Here is a 20,659-nt window from a genome sequence, read left to right as displayed (position 1 = left end):
TCCGGGCGGCGGCGCGAGCCGCTGCCGCTCGCCGCCGGCGAGGGCGCGCTCGTGCTCGCGGCGGCCCTCGCGACCACGCCCGCCGGCTTCGTCTTCTGGACGGTCACGGGCTCGGGCGCGTACGCCTCCTTCACCGGTTCCGAACTCCACGTCCTGCTGCGCGGTACGGCCAACACGCTGCTCCTGGCCGTGGCCTGCGCGGGCCTGCTGCCGCCGGTGGTGCGGGCGCTGCGCGTGGCGCGGACCGGGGCCGCGGACCTGTGGCTGTGGCTCAGCGCCTCGGCGGCCGCCGTCGCGCTCGGCCTCCACTTCTTCGGCCACTACTTCCTGCAACTCACCCCGCCGCTCGCCCTGCTCGGCACGGCGGCGCTGCAGGTCCTGCCCGGCGAGCGCACGGCCCGGGCGGTCCTCGCCTCCGCCTGCGCCTGCTCCCTCTTCGTGGCCTGGGGGCTGCTCACCCCGCGCCCCGAGCTGGACCACGCCGAGCGGCTCGCCCGGGAGGTGCGGGCGCGCACGGAGCCCGGCGACCGCGTCCTGCTGTGGGGCATGCACCCCGAGACGTACTGGCTCGCCGACCGCACCCCCGCGAGCCGCTATCTGACGGCCGGGCTCCTGACCAACTACAGCGGCGGCCGCAGCGGTCCCCGGGTCGGCGAGAAGTACGCGGTGGCGGGCGCCTGGGACGTCTTCCGGGCGGAGCTGGCGCGGCGCCCGCCCGCCCTCGTCGTCGACGACTCCCGCGGCAAGCCGTACGGGCCGAAGCGGGTGCCGGGCTTCCAGCGGGTGCTGCGCGGCGGGTACGAGCCGGTGGGGCGGGTCGGCGGGGCGGTGGTGTACGAGCGCTCCTGGGAACCGGGCCGACCGTGGGCGCCCTCGGGACCCGCTACGAACGCGAGCGCCGCCAGTCGCGGGTGACCTCCGCCAGGGCGGCCACCGCGGCCCGCCGGTGCTTGCGCTGCTCCCGCATCTTCGGGGCGAACTCCACGTGCAGGAACTCGGTGTCCTGGGCGGTGGCGTTGCGACCCTGAACGTTCTTGCGGCCTTCAAGGGGGCAGGAGCGGGCCCAGGCACGGCAGACCTCGTAGCCGCGGCGGCGCAGCGCGTCCGCGAGGTCGCGGCCCTCGGTGAGGGCCTCGCGGCCCTTGCCGGTGGAGGCGACGACGTCGTGGTCGGGGGCCGAGTCGTCCGCCATGCCATGGATCTGGATGCCGGGCAGGCCGCGTGCCGCCAACTCGTCGCAGATGGCGTGGAACACGCTGTTCCGGCGGTGCGCCACGTCCGCCTCGTCCCCGGAGCCGGATTTGCGATGTGCGCCCGCGATGATCAGGACGCCGCCGGGCGCGCGGCGCATGAGCTGGGCCCCGAGCTGCTCGGTGTCCCGGTCGGCGACCGGGTGCGGCACCTGCGCGGTCCAGCGCACCCGGGAGTCGAGGTCCACGTACACACGCCCCCAGCCGCGCGGCGCCGCGGCGTGGTCGGTGCGGTCGGCGACCTCCGCGTAGCGCCTGCCGGTGGCGGCGTCGGTGATCGTCCGCACCTCGAAGTCCACGTCGTTCAGGCGGCGCTCGGCGCGCCGGCGCTCGCGGTCGACGAGCAGCGCGACGCCGTCGGCGACCGTGCGGCGCTCACGGTACGAGGGGCGCCGGTAGCCGCGGCCCTCGGCGAAGTCGGACGTGTAGTCGGCGACCAGCCGCAGCAGGTCCTCCTCGTCGCTGCCGTCGGCGTCGGTGGGGCGGCTGTCCGGCACCGACGGCGAGGGCGCGCGGGTGGGCCGCTCGCGCGGCGGGTGCTCGGCCGACGCGGCGGGGCGCTCCCGGTCCGCGTCCGGCGAGCCGCACTGCGTGAGGCCCAGGACGCCGGCGAGTGCGAGGGCGAGCCCGCCGAGGGTCCGACGGGTCCGCCGGGTCCGGCGGACGGGCCGGGCCCGACGCGCCGGACGGTTGCCACGAACCCGGTATTGATTTGCACTCGTTATCGACCGAATTGGAGGGGGAGTCATGGTTGTATAAAGATATCCTCGTGATGACACGTCCCTCCCGCAGGCTCATACCGGTCTGCGCAGCCTCGCTCGTCCTCCTCGCGGGCACCGCGTGCGGCCCCTTCGGGGGCGACTCCGACGAGGCCTCCGGCGATCCCACCTTCACCGTCGCCGCCGCGGGCGACATCCTCATCCACCCCCAGCTCACCGAGCAGGCCCGCAAGGACGCCAAGCGGACCGGCAAGGGCGAGCACGGCCTCGACTTCGGCCCGATGATGGCCGGGATCAAGCCCGTCATCAGCAAGGCCGACCTCGGCATCTGCCACCTGGAGCCGGTCCTCGGGACGCCGCAGGGCCCCTTCCAGGGCTTCCCGGACTTCGTGGTGCCGCCGCAGATCACCACCACGATCAAGGACATCGGCTACGACCAGTGCTCCACGGCCTCGAACCACACGCTCGACCACGGCGTCGAGGGCGTCAACCGGACCCTGGACCGGCTGGACCGGACGGGCCTTGAGCACACCGGCTCGTACCGCAGCGCCGCCGACTCCAAGAAGCCGCTGATCACCAACGTCAAGGGCGTGAAGGTCGCGCAGCTCTCCTACGCCCTCAACTGGAACGGCCACGAGGTCCCCAAGGGCAAGCCGTGGATCGCCAACCTGACCGACTTCGACGCCATCGCCGCGGCCGAGAAGCAGGCCCGCGCCGCGGGCGCCGAGGTCGTGATCCTGAGCATCCACTGGGGCAAGGAGTACCAGCCCAACGCCGGTGCCCCCCAGGTCGAGCTGGCCCGCAGGATCGCCAAGGAGACCGGCATCAACCTGGTGATCGGTCACCACGCCCACGTCGTGCAGCCGATGGAGAAGATCGGCGACACCTGGATCGCCTACGGGCTCGGCAACCAGATCGCCCGCCACGAGCGGCCCAGCGGTCTGACCGAGGAAGGCGTCATCGGCTGGTTCGAGTTCACCAAGCGCGACGGCGGCTGGGACGTCGACGCCAAGTACGTACCGACGTTCGTGGAGATCCCGCCGGACCCCGACGAGGCCGGGAAGGTGCCCAAGGGCGCCGTGCAGGACTACCGCCTCCTCGACGTCGCGGCCACGCTGCGCGACGGCAAGGACGTCGGCGGGGAGCGGCGTTCGCGCTACAAGGTCGCCTTCGAGCGCACCGAGGGCACGCTGCTCAACCGCGGGGCAGGACAGGACGGGCTCGCCCCGCTCCAGAAACTGCCGGACTGAAACGTTCCGGAGAACCGCGGATGAACAGCGTGAAGCCCCCTGGCGCCGCGCTGTGAGTGGATCTTTGATGTAGCTCACATCTCGTCGTTCTCGTACATCCATCCGGGCCCGCCATGGGTCATGACATTCCGATCGCGCTGTGTGCTCTTTCACGCCACGGGGCGATATCCGTACGCCGTGTCACCACACCGTGTCACTCCAGGAGAGGAGCACCCCCTTGGCCGCTTCGTCCACGAAGCGGCGGCACAAGGTCCGCCGAAGGACCGACATGTCACTCATCGGAGGCATCCGCCCCCCGATCGCCGTGCTGTCGGTCCTGCTCCTCGCCCTGGCGGGCGTCACCGCCCTCACGCTCGGTCGTGTCGGCCAGGACGCCGTACCGAAAGCCGTCAAGCAGTCCCAGCAACACTTCGCCGAGGACGGCGCCATCGCCCTGCGCGCCTCCATCGACGAATCCGTCACCGACCTGACGCGCACCGCCGGCCTGTTCAACGGCGGTGACCCGGTGGCGCCCGACGCCGTGCTCGACAAGATCAGCAGCGTGTACCAGAAGTGGATGGGCACCGCCGTCGTCGAGATCCGCTCCGGCAAGCTGCTCGCCGCGCGCGGCGAGAACGTGCCGCTGGCCGCCATCGACCGCTCCAAGCTCAAGGACGAGGACGGCCTCCAGCCGCGCATGGTCCGCCTGGAGAACGGCGAGACCCGGCTGCTCGCCTTCGCCGTGCTCGCCTGGAAGGGGCAGCCGCAGCAACTGCTCGTCGCCTCCAGCAGCCTGCGCTTCCCCGGCATCAGCCTCGGCGAGTTCCGCTCCATCGCCGTCGTCGGCCACGACGGCCACATCCTGAGCACCGACGGCATCCCCGAGCCCGAGCAGGTCAACGGGCCCACCGAGCGCAGCGAGGTCGCGCAGGCCAACAAGCAGATCAAGGCCTTCGCGCAGATCGCCGCCAAGAAGTCCCGCCAGCACCCGCTGCGCGCCAAGGAGCCCGGCTCCGGCGGCTACAAGGGCGTCAGCGGCCACCTCATCGGCGAGCGCTTCCTCGGCGAGCGGGCCGTCGGCGGCTACGCCTCGCTCGCGCCGCCCGAGGCGGGCGAGGCCACCGTCGCCACCGGCCTCGGCCTCAGCGTCGTCGCGATGGTGCCCGTCACCGAGGACGAGAAGCGCGTCGAGGGCTCCGCCTTCGGCCTGATCGCCGCCGGGGCCCTGCTCCTCATCGGCGGTGCGACCATCTTCCTGCTGCTGCGGACCGTGCAGCGCCCGCTGATCCGCCTGTTCCTGGAGAGCCGCCGGCTCACCCGCGGCGACCTCGGCCGCCCGGTGACCGTGCCCAAGTACGGCGAGGCGGCCCGCATCGGCCGGGCCCTGGAGCGGCTGCGCCGCCAGCTCCTCGGCGAGCCGGCCGAGCCCGGCAGGGCCCCCAAGGGCGGCAAGGGCGGCCGCCGGAACTTCGGCGCCCGTACCCTCGTCGCGGTCTCCGGCGTGCTCCTGCTGCTGTGGTCGGCGCCGCTGCTGCTGCTCCTCAACCGCCCCGGGGGCGACGTCCAGGTGCCGCAGCAGCTCGTCAACGACCAGCGCGAGCGCACCGACACCATCTCCGACCGGGTCCGCCGCGCCCTCAACGAGGGCCACGCCGACCTCACCTCCGTCGCCTCCCTCATCGGCACCGGCACCGAGCCGGCGCAGATGGGCAAGGTCCTGGACAGCACCCTGCACCAGCACAGCCGGTACCGGGCGCTGTACGTCCTCGACAAGAGCGGCCGGGTCCTCTCCAAGGCGGGCTCGGACCCGCGCGCCGCCGGGGAGAAGCCCTCCATCCGGGAACCGATCCGCGTCGAGGACGACGGCGGCAAGGAGCCGGTGATCATCGGCACCGCCGAGGTGCAGGGCCGCGACGGCGCCGCCGTGGTCGGCGAGTTCCGCATCGACTTCCTGAACTCGCTGCTCAAGCGCCCGGGCCTCGGCGCGGTCCGCGTCGTCGACAAGGACCGCAAGATCATCGGAGGCAACACCGGCTACCGCGAGTTCCAGGGCCTGCCCAGCGGCCGCCTCGACGGCCTCGTCGAGAGCGCCCGCCAGAAGGTCGGCGCCAACCCGCGGCCCAGCGGCGTGCTGTACCGCGACGGCGACGACATCGAGATCGCCGCCGCCTCGCCGTTCGCCGGCAGCGGCGCCGCCGCGCCGGTCGGCTGGACCGTGGTGACCTGGCAGTCGGCGTCCGGGCTCGCCATCCCCGAGTACACCCTGCAGAACCGCACGGTCCTCGCGGGCATGCTCGGGGCCACCGCCGCCGCCGCGTGCCTGGGCTGGCTGCACATCATCGTCGTCCGCCCGCTGCGGCTCCTCGCCGACCAGGCCGAGAAGCTCGCCGACGGCGACCGCCGCACCGTCCTCTACCCGGTCCACCACGACGAGGTCGGTGCCGTCACCCGCAGCCTGGAGCTCATCAGGCAGCAACTGGGCTCGCAGCGCAAGCGGGACGGCGCCCCGGCCGGTCTCGCCGGAAGGAACTGAACCGCCGTGTACTTCCTCTACACCGTCCTCGTGGTGTGCTGCGCCGTGCTGCTGGTCGCCGGCGTGATCGAGCAGCGGCGGCACTTCACGAACCTGGAGCACATACCGTCGCGGGTGCTGGTCAACGGCATCCGCGGCAAGAGCTCCATCACCCGCCTGTGCGCGGGCGCGCTGCGCGGCGGCGACCTGGTCACCGTCGCCAAGACCACCGGCACGGCCGCCCGGTTCATCCACCCGGACGCCACCGAGGAGCCGGTCTACCGCAAGTTCGGCATCGCCAACGTCGTGGAGCAGATCGGCATCGTGCGCCGCGCTGCGGCGTACAACCCGGACGCGCTGGTCATCGAGTGCATGGCGGTCATGCCCGCGCTCCAGGAGATCAACCAGTCCAAGCTGATCCGCTCCACCATCGGCGTGCTCTGCAACGTCCGTGAGGACCACCTCGCCGAGATGGGCCCCACCCTCGACGACGTCGCCCGCTCCCTGTCCCGCTCCATGCCGGAGAACGGCATCTGCGTCACCGCCGAGAAGGACCGCTTCGACATCCTCAAGCAGGAGGCGGACGCCCGGAACTGCGAGCTGATCTACGCCGACCCGGAGACCGTCACCGACGAGGAGCTGCGCGGCTTCAGTTGGTTCACGTTCAAGGAGAACGTGGCCATCGCCCTGAAGGTCGCCGAACTCCTCGGCGTCGGCCGCGACGTCGCCCTCCAGGGCATGTACGACGCCCCGCCGGACCCCGGTGTCCTCTCCGTCGAGCGGTACGTCACCGAGGACGGCAAGAAGCTCCGCTTCGCCAACGTCTTCGCGGCCAACGACCCCGAGTCGACGCTGATGAACATCAACCAGCTCCTCGACCTCGGCGCCATCCACCGGCCGCTGAACGTCGTCATCAACTGCCGCCCCGACCGCGTCGAGCGCAACGGCCAGATGGGCGAGATCATCCCCGACCTCCAGCCGGACAAGGTCTTCGTCATCGGCCACCCCGCCAAGAGCGCCATCGACGCCATCCCCACCGAGTGGCGCTCCCGCGCCGTCGACCTCGGCGGCGACCGGCGCGACCCCGAGGAGTTCATGGGCCAGTTGCTCGGCCAGCTCGGCGAGAACTCCTCGCTCGTCGCCATCGGCAACATCCACGGCCAGGGCGAGCTGCTCCTGGAGCACCTCGCCGAACTCCCCGCCGACGAGAGCGAGGAGCCCGCGCCCGCCCCGGCGGCCGGGGCCGGCGAGAGCGCGCCCGAGCAGACCCAGTCCACGCCGCTGTACGAGCCGCACCTGGACCCGTACCAGCACTACTCGGAGGCGTACGAGAACCGCTACGCGCCCGCGCCCCAGCTCACCCCGGTCCCGGCGCAGCGCGCCGCCGACCAGTCGTACGGCGCGTACCCGTCGTACGGGACGCAGGGGAGCCACGACCAGTACGCTGCCCAGGGCTACGCGGACCAGCAGGGCGGGCACGGTCAGCACCACCAGCACAACCAGCACCACCAGCACGGCCAGGACCCGTACGCGGCGTCGCAGGGCTCCTACGCGTCGTACGACCAGCACGGCTCGTACGAGCAGCAGGGGGCCTACGGCCAGCAGGGCTCGTACGGCCGGAACGGCGCGCACCAGCAGGGCTCGTACGACCCGCAGGGCGCGCACCAGCAGGGCTCGTACGACCAGCACGGTGGCGCGTACGACCAGCCCGGCGGCTCGTACGACCAGCAGCACGGCGCGTACGACCAGCCCGGGGCGTACGAGCACCAGGGCGCGCCCGGCTACGAGGCGTACCCGCCCCAGGAGCACCCCGCGCCGGGCGCCCCTGCGGAGTCCCGACAGCACCACTCCCGCGGCCTGTTCGAGCCGCGTGTCCCGCCCGCCCAGCCCGCCGCCGACGACAACCAGCAGTGGCACAGCCCAGGAGAGCCCCGTTGATCCCCTCCGTCCTCACCCCCGAGATCGCCGCGGTCGGCATCGCGCTCGGGCTGCTCTTCTCCTTGGTCTGCTACCTGACGACCAACCTGTCGCCCGGCGGCATGATCACCCCGGGCTGGCTCGCGCTGACCCTCGTCGAGGACCTCCAGCGCGCCGCCATGGTCGTCGGCGTCACCGTCCTGACGTACGTCTGCACGCTCCTCATGCAGCGCTTCGTGATCCTCTACGGCAAGCGCCTGTTCGCCGCGGTGGTGCTCACCGGCGTGGTGCTCCAGGCCACCGTGATGATCGTGCTCTCGATCGAGTTCCCGCTGATGTACAGCAACCAGACCCTCGGCTTCATCGTGCCCGGCCTGATCGCCTACCAGCTCGTGCGCCAGCCCAAGGGCCCCACCCTGCTCGCCACGGGCTCGGTGACCCTCATGGCCTACGTCGTCCTCACCGCCGGGATCCTTCTCGGCTTCATGCCGTCCGCCTGACCGGCCCGACCCACCGGAGCCACACATGCCGCCCAAGAAGAAGCGCCCCGCCATCCACGCCGCCACCGTGCTCGCCCTGCTGGCCGGCAGCGCCTACCTGACCGTCGAGCTGCGCAAGGACGAACAGGACAAGTCGCCCGAGGTGCAGGCCGTCACCGACAGCCCCGGCCGTCTGGAGAACGGCGCGTCGCCACAGGGCGGCAAGCAGACCTGGGAGCGGCTGCGCAACCCCGACCGCTCCGTGCTGCGCACCGAGGGCGGCAAGGTCCTCGCCACCTTCACCGACGGCGCCCGCACCGCGACGCTCTCCGGCCCGAGCCGCACCTTCGCCGAACCCGCCAACACCAAGTCCCGCGTCGTCACCGACGACTGGGTCCGGCTGATGCCGGAGACCTGGCGCAAGGGCGCGGAGAAGGAGAAGTGGTTCAAGGACTGGTACAAGCAGTACGCGGGCAGCGAGGAGGACGACATCTTCGCCATCGCCTTCCAGTACGTGGAGGGCGCGCCCATCAAGAAGGACGACGAGGGCATCGCCTACCGCGGGGACGCCAGCTTCGGCCCGCTGAACCCCAACGGCAGCGAGGGCAACGACCTGCGCGAGGAGCAGTCCGACTTCTACGACTACCTCGGCATCCCCTACACCTTCCGCGACGGCACCACGATCCAGCCCGAGGCCAAGCGCGCCCGGGCCATCGACTGCTCCGGCTTCATCCGCACCGTCTTCGGCTACCGCGCCCGGTACCCGCTGATGGCGACCGACAGCTCCGGTGACGGGCTGCCGCGCACGGCCAACGGCATGGCGCGCGGGAAGGCCGGCACGGAGGTCATCAAGCTCGACGGGGTGGGCCTCGGCCCGGCCGACCGGCCCAAGACCATCGACGTGGTCCAGCCCGGGGACCTGGTCTTCTTCAAGCTGGACGCCCGTACGAAGGAGCGCCTGGACCACGTGGGGATCTTCCTCGGCCACGACGCCGAGGGGCACAAGATCTTCATCTCCAGCCGCGAGGAGGAGGACGGGCCGACCATCGGGGACAAGGGGGGGACGTCGCGGTTGGACGGGAACGGGTATTACGCGGTGGGGTTGCGCAGCGCGAAGCGCCTGTGACCGGCGGGGCGGGCGGGCCCTCCCGGCCCACCCGCCCACCCGTGCCACCGGGCTGCGCCTGCCCGGCCCCGACGCGAAGCGCCGCCCGTGACGCCCCACGCCCCTCCGCCGCTACCGCGGCGGCTTTCCCGCCCGCCCACCCGTGGCTCCCCGGCTGCGCCCGCCCGGCCCCGACGCGGAGCGCTGTCCCTGGTGCCCCACGCCCCCCCGCCGCTACCGCGGCGGCGTTCCGCCCGCCCACCCGTGGCACTCCGCCTGCGCCCGCGGCCTCGACGCGGAGCGCCGCGCCTGGCGCCCGACGCCACCCCGCCGCTGAGGCGGGGTCTCCCCACCCGCCCGTGCCAACGGGCTGTGCCCCCCGGGGCCTCGCCGCGAACCGCCGCCCGTGGTGCCCCATGCTGTCCACCGCTACCGCAGGGGGTTTTCGCACCCTTCCGCCCGTGCTACCTGGTGTTGCCTGCTGAGCCTGGACGCGGAGCGCCGTGCGTGGTGCCCCAGGCTCCCGCCGCTGCGGCGGGGTTCTCTCACCTGCCCGTGCCAACGGGCTGTGCCCGCCGGGAAGTGCCGCCCGTGGTGCCCCATGCTGTTTGCCGCTACCGCTGCGGGTTTTCGCACCCGCTACCTGGTGTTGCTTGCTGAGCCCGGGCGCGATGCGCCGCGCGTGGTGCCCCAGGCCGCCCTGCCGCCACTGCGGCGGCTTCCCCACCCATCCGTCCGTGCCACCGGGCTGTGTCCGCCCGGCCCTCCCGTGGTGCTTCACAGGCCTGCCGCTGCCGCGGCGGGCTCTCCCGCCCCCTGGCGTCGCCCGCCGGACCCGCCTGTGGCGCCCCATGGTGCCGTGGTGGGTTTCCCCAACCCGCCCGTAACGTCCGGCATTGCCTGCCGGGCCCCGGCGCGTGGTGTCCCACGCCACCCGCCGTTGCCGCGACGGGTTCTCCCGCTCACCCACCCACCCGTGCCACCGGGCTGTGCCCGCCCGGCCCCGCCGCGAAGCGCCGCCCGTGGCGCCCCACAGGCTCACCGCTACCGCGCTCTCACCCACCCGCCCGAAACGCCCGCGGTGTTGCCTGCCGAGCCCGGACGCGGAGCGCCGCCCGTGGTGCCTCAAAATGCCCGCCGCTGTCGTGACGGGTTCTCTCGCCCACCCATGCCTCCCGGCGTCGCCCGCCCGGCACGGCGGGAGCTTGGGGAAGGGTGGGCGCAGTGCCTATGTGCTGAGCAACTGTTCGGGCCGGGGTGGGGGCGGGTGGTGGGACTGCGTGTGCGGTGTGGGCCAGGGGCTCGCGTGCCCGCGCCGTTCTTCGCTGCGGGTATTCGTGCCGCTGGGCGCAACCAGGCACAGTGCCTGGGTGCCGGGCACAGCGCCTGCACAGCGCCGGGCCGGGGGCGGGTGGTGGGGCCGGGCGTGTGGTGGGGGCCGGGGCGCGTGCATCGTCCTTGCTGCCGGGGCTCCTGATCGAGCGGAGCTGGGAGCTTGGGTAAAGGGGGCACAACGCCACGGTGCTGAGTAACCGAGCAACCGTTCAGCCCCGGCGCAGTAGCTTGGATGCCTGGGAGCTGCGCCGCGCGGGTCCGGTCCCGGGCGGGAGCGGGTGGTGGGGCCGCGCGTGTAGCGCGGACCGGGACCCGCCCTCGCGTGCCTTCCGCTGGGGGGTTCGTGCCGCCGGGTGGGCACAGTGCCCGGGCGGCTGTTCAGGCCGGGGCGCAGCAGTTTCCCGCCTTGTGGTTTTGGTTTGCGCCGCGCGGGTTGAAGCCGGGGCAGGGGTGGGGGGTGGGACCGGGCGTGCCGTGTGGGCCGGGGTGCGGCAGCTCCGGTGTCCGGGCCGGGCCGGTGCCCTGCCCGGGTCGGGGCGACTCAGCTCCGGTGTTCTGTGGCATGCGCCAGGCAGGGACCGGGGGGCGGGCGGGGTGGGTTATCGGGGTGGGTGTACCGCGCGGGGGCCCAGGCAGGTGGCTCCCAGGGGGGTGACGCGGGCGCGCAGGCCGCGGTCGGCCGTGACGACCACGCAGGGGGCGGGTGTCCCGGCGACGAGTTCCACGATGCGGTCGTCGCCGCTCGCGGGCGCCGCCTCGACCCGGACCCCGGGCACCGGGGCCACCCCCCGCGCCTGCCCCTCCACCACCAGCACCACGTCCAAGGGCCCCGGCACCCCGGGAAGCCCGCCGGAGGCGACCGGCACCAGCCGGTCCCGCAACCGCTCCGCCGCCCCCTTCCGGTCCCGCCACCACCCGTCCGGCACGGAACCCACCACATTCGCGGCATCCACCACGAGGGTCACTCTCTCCATGCGGCAAGGGTCGCACGCCCGGGTGGGGCGCCCCGCCCGCCGCCGACTAAAGTGGGTGGCACCGCAACCCACCCCACGCCCCGGAAACGCCGCATGCCTCCAGCCCCCACCTCCTCGGCCGTGAACGGCGACTGGCTCATACGCGGACGCGACGGCAGGCTCTGCGCCTACGCCTTCGGCCCGCGGGGCGACACCGTGGAGTGCCGCACCGAACGCTTCCCCGGCGGCCCCTGGACCGCCCCCCGCGTCGTCGGCGGGGACCAGCGCGTGCACCCGCTGCTCGCCGTCGGCCAGGGCGCCGACACCTACGTCCACCTCGTCTCGTGGCGCCCCACCGTCCCCGGCGAGTCGGGCCTGGTGCACGCCACGCACTTCCAGCCGCACCTCGCCGCCCTCGACTGGAGCCCGCTCGGCCACCCGAACAAGAAGGGCGACCGCACGGGCGTGCCCGCCGTCACCGTCGACGCCGAGGGCCGCGCCCACGTCTTCGTACCCAACAGGGGCGGCGGCGTCAGCATGCGCGGACAGAAGGAGAAGGGCGGCTGGGGCCCCTGGCGGGACCTCAAGGGCAAGGACGTCAAGGGCCCGCTCGCCGTCACCACCGCCGCGTCGGGGCGCGTCGTGGCGTACGCGGCCACGCCGGACGCGCTCCTGCGCTGGCGCCAGGAGGGCCCGGGCACGGTTCCGGTCCTCGACGAGCCGCTCCCGGCCCGCGCCCGCCCCGGCACCCTGCGCGCCCTCGCCACCTCCGCCGAGCACACCACGCTGTTCTTCACGGACGAGCAGGGGGACGTACGCGCCTGGCGGGGCGAGGAGGAGCCGGTACGGGTGCTGCCCGCCGCCGGGCCCGGGCCCGTCACGGCCGTGCGCTGCGAACTCGACGGCCACGACTGCACGTTGCTCGCGCAGCGCGCCGAGAGCGGCCGCATCGCCTTCGCCGCCTACCCGACCGAGCTGGAGTCGGCGGGCGCCTGGTGGACGGAGTCGGGCCCCGCGCTGCCCGTGGACGCGCGGATCGCGCTCGGCGAGGACGCCGCGGGCCGCGTGGTCGCCGCGTCGTTCGTGCCCGGCACCGACGACCTGCGCCTGACCCACCGCAAGGACGAGCCGGGCCTCGCGCTCCAGGCGTGGCAGCAGGCCGCCACGAGCGGCTGACCCGCGTACGTATGGCCGTACAGACGTATGCCGCGTACGGCGATGTACGGCAAGGGGCCCGGTCCGCCATCGGGCGGGCCGTGCCCCTCGGTTCAGCAGCTCGCGCTCACGCGGGGACGCTGGCGACGCCCTGCTCCAGGAACCGCTTGCCGTTGACGCGCTCGCTGACGCCCTCGCGGTCCAGGTACGGCGTGATGCCGCCCAGGTGGAAGGGCCAGCCGGCGCCGGTGATCAGGCACAGGTCGATGTCCTGCGCCTCGGCGACGACGCCCTCGTCCAGCATGAGGCCGATCTCCTGCGCGACGGCGTCCAGGACGCGGGCGCGGACCTGCTCCTCGGTGAGGACGGAGTCGCCCTGCTTGAGCAGCGCCGCGACCTCCGGGTCCAGCTCCGGCTTGCCGCTGTCGTAGACGTAGAAGCCGCGCTTGCCCGCCTCGACGACGGCCTTCAGGTTCGGGGAGACCGTGAAGCGGTCCGGGAAGGCCCGGTGGAGGGTCTCCGAGACGTGCAGGCCGATGGCCGGGCCGACGAGTTCGAGCAGCACCAGCGGCGACATCGGCAGGCCCAGCGGCTCGACGGCCTTCTCGGCCACGTCGACCGGCGTGCCCTCGTCGATGACGTTCTGGATCTCGCCCATGAAGCGGGTGAGGATGCGGTTCACGACGAACGCCGGGGCGTCCTTCACGAGCACCGCGGTCTTCTTCAGCTTCTTGGCGACACCGAAGGCCGTGGCCAGCGCGGCGTCGTCGGTCTGCTCGCCGCGCACGATCTCCAGGAGGGGGAGGATCGCGACCGGGTTGAAGAAGTGGAAGCCGACGACCCGCTCGGGGTGCTTCAGCTTCGACGCCATCTCCGTCACGGAGAGGGAGGAGGTGTTGGTCGCGAGGATCGCGTGCGCGGGGGCCACGGCCTCCACCTCCGCGAACACCTGCTGCTTGACGCCGATCTCCTCGAACACGGCCTCGATGACGAAGTCCGCGTCGGAGAAGCCCTCGGCCTTGTCCAGGACGCCGGTGACCAGGGCCTTGAGGCGGTTGGCCTTGTCCTGGTTGACGCGGCCCTTGCCGAGCAGCTTGTCGATCTCGGCGTGGACGTAGCCGACGCCCTTGTCGATCCGCTCCTGGTCGATGTCGGTCAGGACGACCGGCACCTCCAGGCGGCGCAGGAAGAGCAGGGCGAGCTGCGAGGCCATCAGGCCGGCGCCGACGACGCCGACCTTGGTGACCGGGCGGGCCAGGTTCTTGTCCGGGGCGCCGGCCGGGCGCTTGGCGCGCTTCTGCACGAGGTTGAACGCGTAGATGCCGGAGCGCAGTTCGCCGCCCATGATGAGGTCGGCCAGGGCCGTGTCCTCGGCGTCGAAGCCCTTCTGGGCGTCGCCGTCCTTCGCGGCCGCGATGATGTCCAGGGCGCGGTAGGCGGCCGGGGCGGCACCGTGCACCTTGGAGTCCGCGACGGCGCGGCCGCGCGCGACCGCCGCGTCCCAGGCCTCGCCGCGGTCGACGTCGGCGCGTACGACCTCGGTCTCGCCGTTGAGGACGGAGGCGGTCCACACTAGGGACTGCTCCAGGAAGTCCGCGCCCTCGAAGAGCGCGTCGGCGATGCCGAGCTCGTAGACCTGCTGGCCCTTGAGCTGCTTGTTCTGGTTCAGCGAGTTCTCGATGATGACCGAAACCGCACGGTCGGCGCCGATCAGGTTCGGCAGCAGCGTGCAGCCGCCCCAGCCAGGCACCAGGCCGAGGAAGACCTCGGGCAGCGAGAACGCGGGCAGCGCCTTGGAGACGGTCCGGTACGTGCAGTGCAGACCGACCTCGACGCCACCGCCCATGGCGGCGCCGTTGTAGTACGCGAACGTCGGCACGGCGAGGCCCGAGAGCCGCTTGAAGACGTCGTGCCCGCCCTTGCCGATGGCCAGCGCGTCCTCGTGCCGCTTGAGCAGCTCGACGCCCTTGAGGTCGGCGCCGACGGCGAAGATGAACGGCTTGCCGGTGATGCCGACGCCGACGATCGAGCCCTCCGCGGCCTCCTTCTCGACCTGGTCGATCGCGGCGTTCAGGTTCGCGAGCGACTGCGGGCCGAAGGTGGTCGGCTTGGTGTGGTCGAAGCCGTTGTCGAGCGTGACGAGCGCGAAGCGCCCGGCGCCGCCCGGCAGGTCGAGGTGGCGTACGTGCGCCTGCGTGACGACCTCGTCCGGGAACAGCTCGGCCGCACCCTTCAGCAGTTCGGTGGTGGTGCTCACTTGTCGCCTCCGGCGTCCTTGTGGTGCGGGTTCTCCCAGATGACCGTGGCGCCCATGCCGAAGCCGACGCACATGGTGGTGAGGCCGTACCGCACCTCGGGCTGGTCCTCGAACTGCCGCGCGAGCTGCGTCATCAGGCGGACGCCGGAGGAGGCGAGCGGGTGGCCGAAGGCGATGGCGCCGCCATACTGGTTGACGCGCGCGTCGTCGTCGGCGATGCCGTAGTGCTCCAGGAAGGCGAGCACCTGGACGGCGAAGGCCTCGTTGATCTCGAAGAGGCCGATGTCGCCGATGCCGAGCCCGGCCTTGGCGAGCGCCTTCTCCGTGGCCGGGATCGGGCCGTAGCCCATGACCTCCGGCTCGACGCCCGCGAAGGCGTACGACACCAGCCGCATCTTCACCGGCAGGCCGTTCTCGCGGGCGAAGTCCTCGGAGGCGATGATCGAGGCGGTCGCGCCGTCGTTGAGACCGGCGGCGTTGCCCGCGGTGACGCGGCCGTGCGTACGGAACGGCGTCTTCAGGTTCGCGAGGTTCTCCAGCGTGGTGCCCGGACGCATCGGCTCGTCCTGCGTGGCGAGGCCCCAGCCGGTCTCCCCGCCCTCGGGGTTCGTCCGGCGCACCGAGATCGGCACCAGGTCCGCCTGGATCTTGCCGTCGGCGTACGCCTTGGCGGCCTTCTCCTGCGAGCGCACCGCGTACTCGTCGGCGCGCAGCTTGGTGATGGAGGGGTAGCGGTCGTGCAGGTTCTCCGCGGTCATGCCCATGAACAGGGCGGACTCGTCGACCAGCTTCTCGCTCACGAACCGGGGGTTCGGGTCGACGCCCTCGCCCATCGGGTGGCGGCCCATGTGCTCGACGCCACCGGCGATCACGGCGTCGTACGCGCCGAACGCGATCGACCCCGCGGTCGTCGTCACGGCGGTGAGCGCGCCCGCGCACATCCGGTCGATGGAGTAGCCCGGCACGGACTGGGGGAGGCCCGCGAGGATCCCGGCCGTACGGCCCAGGGTGAGCCCCTGGTCGCCGATCTGCGTGGTGGCGGCGACGGCGACCTCGTCGATCTTGGCGGGGTCCAGGCCCGGGTTGCGGCGAAGGAGTTCCCGGATCGACTTCACGATCATGTCGTCGGCGCGGGTCTCGTGGTAGATGCCCTTCGGGCCCGCCTTGCCGAACGGGGTGCGGACGCCGTCGACGAAGACGACGTCCCTGACGGTACGAGGCACGATGGCTCTCCTCCAGGGTGCGGTGCGCCTGCGGCGCGCTTCCTCGGCCCATGCTACTTACCGGTAACTAGTAGGCCAAGAGCAGCCCCGAAGAGGCCCGCATCACATACCCCACCCTCCCCGGCCCTTCCCGGCCCCTTCCTCGGCCTCCCGGCCTCTTCCCCGGCCTCCCGGCCCAACGGTCTCCCGGCCTTGACCGTCCCCCGTTCCCCCCCGGCCTTCGATTCCTGCCCTGCCGGGCCCGCTTCCCCCCCGTTCGCGGCGCGGCTGCACGTAAGGCTTCGCCTAACGGACGGCCGGGGGCAACTGGGGCTGTGCCCACCATCCCCAAGCTTCTCGGCTTCGCTCGAGCAGGGGAGACCCCTGTCGCCCCGCAGGACGATTGCCCACAGGGGTGGGGGACGGGCCCAGCTCCCGCTCCCGGGTGCGCGGTGCGAGGCGTTTGGCCCACAGCGAGGGGGTGAAGGTGCAACGCGCCGTGCAAGCGCGGGGCGGGCCCCCCGCCCGCCCCCGCCGGGGTGCCGGATCTGGCTGTCACGGTCTGCGGGGTGATCGCCCCGCTGGGCTGCGGGCCCTGCCTGTTGCGGCTTGTGTGAGGCAATTGGCTGGAGCGGAGCAGCAGGGCCAACGCACCGCGCAAGCCCCCGGAGCGGCCCGCCTCCCGCCTTTGCCTGGGTGTGGGTAGGGCTGTCCCGGTGTGCGGAGCGGCTGCCCGGAGCCGGGCAGGGTGTGGCCGCGCCACGCCTGTGCGGGGTGGCCCCACCACCCGCCCCCGCCTGGGTGTGGGCCCGGCTGTTCCGGTCTGCCAGGCGGTTGCCCGAGCCGGGCGGGGGTGTGGCTGCGTCGCGCCGGTGCGGGGTGGGCCCGCTACCCGCCCCCGCCTGGGCGCTGTGCCCACCCATTGTGTCGAGCGGGACGCGGGGGCAGGGGTGTGGCCGCGCCCCACAGTGCAGGGTGGGCCCGCTTTTCTCCGGCCTGGGCGGTGCTGTGCCCCCCCGGTTGCGCCTAGCGGGGCGTTGGCCCACGACGGGGGCAGGGGTGTGACTGCGTCGCGCCTGTGCGGGGTGGCCCCACCACCCGCCCCCGCCTGGGTGCGGGGTCCGGCCGTCCCGGTCTGCGGGGCGGTTGCCCGGAGCCGGGCGGGCTGGGGGTGCAACGCGTCGCGTGAGTCCGCGGTGTGTCCGCCTTCCGCACAGTCTGGGCGGTGCTGTGCGAATCGGTTGCGCCAGCGGGGTGTTGGCCCATGACCGGGGCGGGGGAGTGGCCGCGTTGCGCCGGTGCGAGGCGGGCCCACCTCCTGCCCTCGCCTGGGTGTGGGTCGGGCTGTCCCGGTGTGCGGGGCGGTTGCCCGGAGCCGGGCAGGGTGGGCCGCCACGCCTGTGCGGGGCGGCCTACCACCGGCCCCCGCCCCGGTGCGGGGTTCACCCGCCGTGCCTAGCGGGGCGCGGGGGCAGGGGTGTGGCCGTGTTGCGCCGGTGCGGAGTGGACCCGCCTTCCGCCCTCCCCGCCCGGTGGGAGCCGTAGGGCATGGGCATGCTCCGGTGCTTCGCTCCGGGCCGAGCTTGCAAGGCTGGGGTGGTTCGGGTGGGTGGGTGGGAGAGGAACCGCCGCGGTAGCGGCGCGAACCGTGGGGCGCCACGTGCGGCGCTCCGCGTCGGAGCCCGGCCTGCGAAGCCGTGGAGTTTCGGGTGGGCGGGCGGGAAAGATCCGCCGCGGTAGCGGTGGACACGGTGGGGCGCCACGTGCGGCGCTCCGCGTCGGGGCCCGGCCCGCAAAGCCGGGGCGTCCCGGGTGGGCGGGCGGGAAGGCCCACCGAGGGAGCGCCCCGACCCCGCCAGCCCCGGAGGCCCCCCGCACGGGAAGGCCCCGCACGGGCAAGCCCCGGCAGGGAAGGCCCCGGCCGTCGGAAGGCCCCGTCCCAGCCGTGGGAAAGCCCCGGCAGGGGAAAGCCCCGGCCGGGGGGAACACCCTGGTCCCAGGTGTGGGGAGGCCCGGTCAGGTCAGGGCGGTGGTGAGGGCCGGGGTTACCTGGGCGATTTGCCAGGGGCGGGCGCCGTGTGCGGCCAGCGCGTCCGCGACCGACTCCACGCTCACCTGAGCCGGAGGCTCCCAGCACACCCGCCGCACCGTATCCGGAGTGATCAGATTCTCCTGCGGCATGTTCAACCGCTCCGCCAGCTCCGAGACGGCGGCCCGCGCGGCCGAGAGCCGCGCCGCCGCGGCCGGGTCCCGGTCCGCCCAGGACCGGGGCGGCGGCCCCGGGGTCAGCGCCTGGCCGGGCTGCGGCAGCTCCGCCTCGGGCAGCGCCTTCGCCCGCTCCACCGCGGCCTGCCACTGCTCGAGCTGGCGGCGCCCCATGCGGTGCCCGAACCCGGGCAGCGCGCTCAGGGCGTGGACGTTGGCGGGCAGCGCGAGCGCCGCCTCGACGATCGCGGCGTCGCTGAGCACCTTGCCGGGCGAGACGTCACGGCGCTGCGCGATCCGGTCCCGGGCGGTCCACAGCTCCCGTACGACCGCCATCTGACGGCGCCGGCGCACCTTGTGCATGCCGGAGGTGCGCCGCCAGGGGTCCTTGCGGGGCGGCGCGGGCGGGGCGCTCGCGATGGCGTCGAACTCCTGGCGGGCCCAGTCGAGCTTGCCCTGCCGGTCGAGCTCCTTCTCCAGTGCGTCCCGCAGGTCGACGAGGAGCTCCACGTCCAGGGCGGCGTACCGCAGCCACGGCTCGGGCAGCGGCCGGGTCGACCAGTCGACGGCGGAGTGCCCCTTCTCCAGGACGTAGCCGAGGACGCTCTCGACCATCGCGCCGAGCCCGACGCGCGGGAATCCGGCGAGGCGTCCGGCCAGCTCCGTGTCGAAGACGGTCGACGGAATCATGCCTATTTCCCGCAGGCACGGCAGGTCCTGCGTGGCGGCGTGCAGCACCCACTCGGTGCCGTCCAGGGCCTCGCCGAGGGCCGACAGGTCGGGGCAGGCGACGGGGTCGATCAGCGCGGTCCCCGCGCCTTCGCGGCGCAACTGGACGAGGTAGGCGCGCTGGCCGTAGCGGTAGCCGGAGGCGCGCTCGGCGTCCACGGCCACCGGTCCCGTACCGGCGGCAAATGCCGCGACGACCTGCGCGAGCGAGGCGGGGTCGGCGACGACGGGCGGGATGCCGTCACGTGGTTCGAGCAGGGGGGTGGGTGTCCCGTCGACGGAGACGCCAGCGACGCCTTCGTCCGGAGGAGCGCCTCCGGTGGTTCGCAGTGAACTGTCTGCTGCGGTCTCTTGGGCGTCGGTCACCTGTCAAGGGTATCTGTGAACGGACGGCGCCCGTCGACGGAACGTTACGTCGACGGGCGGCCAGGGGGTGTAAATCAGTCAGTGGATGATGCCCGTGCGCAGGGCCACCGCTACCATCCCGGCCCGGTCGCCGGTCCCGAGCTTGCGGGCGATGCGGGCGAGGTGGCTCTTGACGGTCAGCGCCGACAGGCCCATCGAGACGCCGATCGCCTTGTTCGACTGGCCCTCGGCGACGAGCCGCAGGACCTCCACCTCGCGGCCCGACAGCTCGCGGTAGCCGCCCGGGTGGCTCGGGGCGCCCGGGGGGCGGCGGTGCATACGGGCGGCGGCCGAGCCGATGGGCGCGGCGCCGGGCCGGGTGGGCAGGCCGAGGTTGGTGCGGGTGCCGGTGACCACGTACCCCTTCACGCCGCCCGCGAGGGCGTTGCGCACGGCGCCGATGTCGTCGGCGGCGGAGAGGGCGAGCCCGTTGGGCCAGCCCGCGGCGCGGGTCTCGGACAGGAGGGTGAGGCCGGAGCCGTCGGGAAGGTGGACGTCCGCGACGCAGATGTCGCGGGGGTTGCCGATGCGGGGACGAGCCTCCGCGATGGACGAGGCCTCGATGACGTCCCGTACCCCGAGGGCCCACAGGTGGCGGGTCACGGTGGAGCGGACGCGGGGGTCGGCCACGACGACCATGGCGGTCGGCTTGTTCGGGCGGTAGGCGACCAGGCTTGCGGGCTGCTCGAGGAGAACGGACACCAGGCCTCCTGGGGGTGGCGGGACGGGGCCGGCTCGGGGATGAAGCCGGGGCGAACCGTGCGTTTCAAGGTCACAGACCTCTTCGGCACCTCCTGTCTCGGCCTTTAGGAAATGATCACGATTTGGTGAGTAACAATTCGGGCGATTCGGACATGCGATCGATCATCCGACGATTCACCTGGGCGTATGGCGCACGCGGCGCGTCAAGCGGGCGCACGCGCCCCCACCCCGTGCGACGGACCGGCGCGGCGCCCCGGCTGACGGACCGGCACGGCCTCCGGCCCGCACATCGCCCGCGCCGGAGCCGGTTCCGGACCCCGCGCCGGAGCCCCACCGACTCACGCCGGAGCCCGGCCGCAGCCCGCGCCGGAGCCCCACCGGACCGCGCCGGAGCCCCACCGGCCCGAGCCGGAGCGCGGCCGCACTCCGCGCCGGAGCCGCGCTGAACCTCACGCCGGAGCCCGGCCGCACCCCCGCGCCGGAGCCGGGCCAAACCTCGCGCCGG

The 20,659-nt window shown here is 73.5% G+C and carries 12 protein-coding genes and 1 pseudogene; 7 read left to right on the top strand and 6 right to left on the bottom strand.

Going from position 1 to position 20,659, the window contains the following annotated elements; translation table 11 throughout:
- A pseudogene (locus tag IE330_RS32005) lies at positions 1-915 on the top strand (glycosyltransferase); the annotation flags it as partial.
- On the opposite strand, the gene IE330_RS32000 reads toward IE330_RS32005, so the two are convergent.
- Positions 884-1,747 carry a hypothetical protein gene (locus IE330_RS32000; RefSeq protein WP_190139673.1) on the bottom strand — a complete coding sequence of 288 codons (864 nt, stop codon included), beginning with the start codon at positions 1,745-1,747 and terminating at the stop codon, positions 884-886. The pseudogene IE330_RS32005 and the gene IE330_RS32000 sit on opposite strands and share 32 nt — an antisense overlap.
- A gap of 275 nt (positions 1,748-2,022) precedes the next feature.
- On the opposite strand from IE330_RS32000, the gene IE330_RS31995 reads away from it, so the two are divergent.
- The 5 genes from IE330_RS31995 to IE330_RS31975 all read left to right on the top strand — a co-directional run bounded on the left by IE330_RS31995 (position 2,023) and on the right by IE330_RS31975 (position 9,232).
- Positions 2,023-3,219 carry a CapA family protein gene (locus IE330_RS31995; RefSeq protein WP_190139672.1) on the top strand — a complete coding sequence of 399 codons (1,197 nt, stop codon included), beginning with the start codon at positions 2,023-2,025 and terminating at the stop codon, positions 3,217-3,219.
- Positions 3,220-3,487: 268 nt separating this feature from the next.
- On the top strand, positions 3,488-5,731 hold the full coding sequence (locus IE330_RS31990) for a cache domain-containing protein (protein WP_190139671.1): 2,244 nt from the start codon (positions 3,488-3,490) through the stop codon (positions 5,729-5,731).
- Between the two features lie 6 nt (positions 5,732-5,737).
- A complete protein-coding gene (gene pgsB / locus IE330_RS31985) occupies positions 5,738-7,648 on the top strand; it encodes a poly-gamma-glutamate synthase PgsB (RefSeq protein ID WP_190139670.1) in 1,911 nt (636 codons plus the stop codon).
- Complete coding sequence (locus IE330_RS31980; protein ID WP_190139669.1) at positions 7,645-8,127, top strand: poly-gamma-glutamate biosynthesis protein PgsC/CapC; 483 nt, start codon at positions 7,645-7,647, stop codon at positions 8,125-8,127. The genes pgsB and IE330_RS31980 overlap by 4 nt, the downstream gene beginning before the upstream one ends.
- A 25-nt stretch (positions 8,128-8,152) precedes the next feature.
- On the top strand, positions 8,153-9,232 hold the full coding sequence (locus IE330_RS31975) for a C40 family peptidase (RefSeq protein ID WP_190139668.1): 1,080 nt from the start codon (positions 8,153-8,155) through the stop codon (positions 9,230-9,232).
- A 1,913-nt stretch (positions 9,233-11,145) separates the two neighbouring features.
- Here the strand turns inward: IE330_RS31975 and IE330_RS31970 are convergent.
- A complete protein-coding gene (locus IE330_RS31970; protein ID WP_190139667.1) occupies positions 11,146-11,520 on the bottom strand; it encodes a PIN domain-containing protein in 375 nt (124 codons plus the stop codon).
- Between the two features lie 120 nt (positions 11,521-11,640).
- Here IE330_RS31970 and IE330_RS31965 point away from each other — a divergent pair, with 120 nt between their 5' ends.
- Positions 11,641-12,675, top strand: a complete 1,035-nt coding sequence (locus IE330_RS31965; protein WP_190139674.1) for a PLL family lectin — start codon at positions 11,641-11,643, stop codon at positions 12,673-12,675.
- 106 nt (positions 12,676-12,781) lie between these two features.
- Here IE330_RS31965 and IE330_RS31960 read toward each other — a convergent pair whose 3' ends face one another.
- From IE330_RS31960 to IE330_RS31945, 4 genes are all read right to left on the bottom strand, one after another.
- Complete coding sequence (locus IE330_RS31960) at positions 12,782-14,911, bottom strand: 3-hydroxyacyl-CoA dehydrogenase NAD-binding domain-containing protein (RefSeq protein ID WP_190139666.1); 2,130 nt, start codon at positions 14,909-14,911, stop codon at positions 12,782-12,784.
- Positions 14,908-16,134: a thiolase family protein gene (locus tag IE330_RS31955; protein WP_190139665.1), complete on the bottom strand. Its 1,227-nt coding sequence runs from the start codon at positions 16,132-16,134 to the stop codon at positions 14,908-14,910. The genes IE330_RS31960 and IE330_RS31955 overlap by 4 nt, the downstream gene beginning before the upstream one ends.
- Before the next feature lie 1,995 nt (positions 16,135-18,129).
- Complete coding sequence (locus IE330_RS31950) at positions 18,130-19,413, bottom strand: ribonuclease D (RefSeq protein WP_190139664.1); 1,284 nt, start codon at positions 19,411-19,413, stop codon at positions 18,130-18,132.
- 78 nt (positions 19,414-19,491) lie between these two features.
- Entirely contained in the window at positions 19,492-20,154 is a 663-nt protein-coding gene (locus IE330_RS31945; protein WP_190139663.1) for a response regulator transcription factor, read from the bottom strand.
- Between the last annotated feature and the right edge of the window lie 505 nt (positions 20,155-20,659).

The sequence above is a fragment of the Streptomyces longispororuber genome, assembly GCF_014656095.1.
In the GTDB taxonomy this organism is placed as follows: domain Bacteria; phylum Actinomycetota; class Actinomycetes; order Streptomycetales; family Streptomycetaceae; genus Streptomyces; species Streptomyces longispororuber.
This window is presented reverse-complemented; position numbering and strand designations above follow the sequence as displayed.

Bases quoted from the DNA above. Each gene is read 5' to 3' on its own strand.
- IE330_RS31995 (WP_190139672.1), top strand. From the start codon at position 2,023: ATGACACGTCCCTCCCGCAGGCTCATACCGGTCTGCGCAGCCTCGCTC.
- IE330_RS31990 (WP_190139671.1), top strand. From the start codon at position 3,488: ATGTCACTCATCGGAGGCATCCGCCCCCCGATCGCCGTGCTGTCGGTC.
- IE330_RS31975 (WP_190139668.1), top strand. From the start codon at position 8,153: ATGCCGCCCAAGAAGAAGCGCCCCGCCATCCACGCCGCCACCGTGCTC.
- IE330_RS31970 (WP_190139667.1), bottom strand. From the start codon at position 11,520: ATGGAGAGAGTGACCCTCGTGGTGGATGCCGCGAATGTGGTGGGTTCC.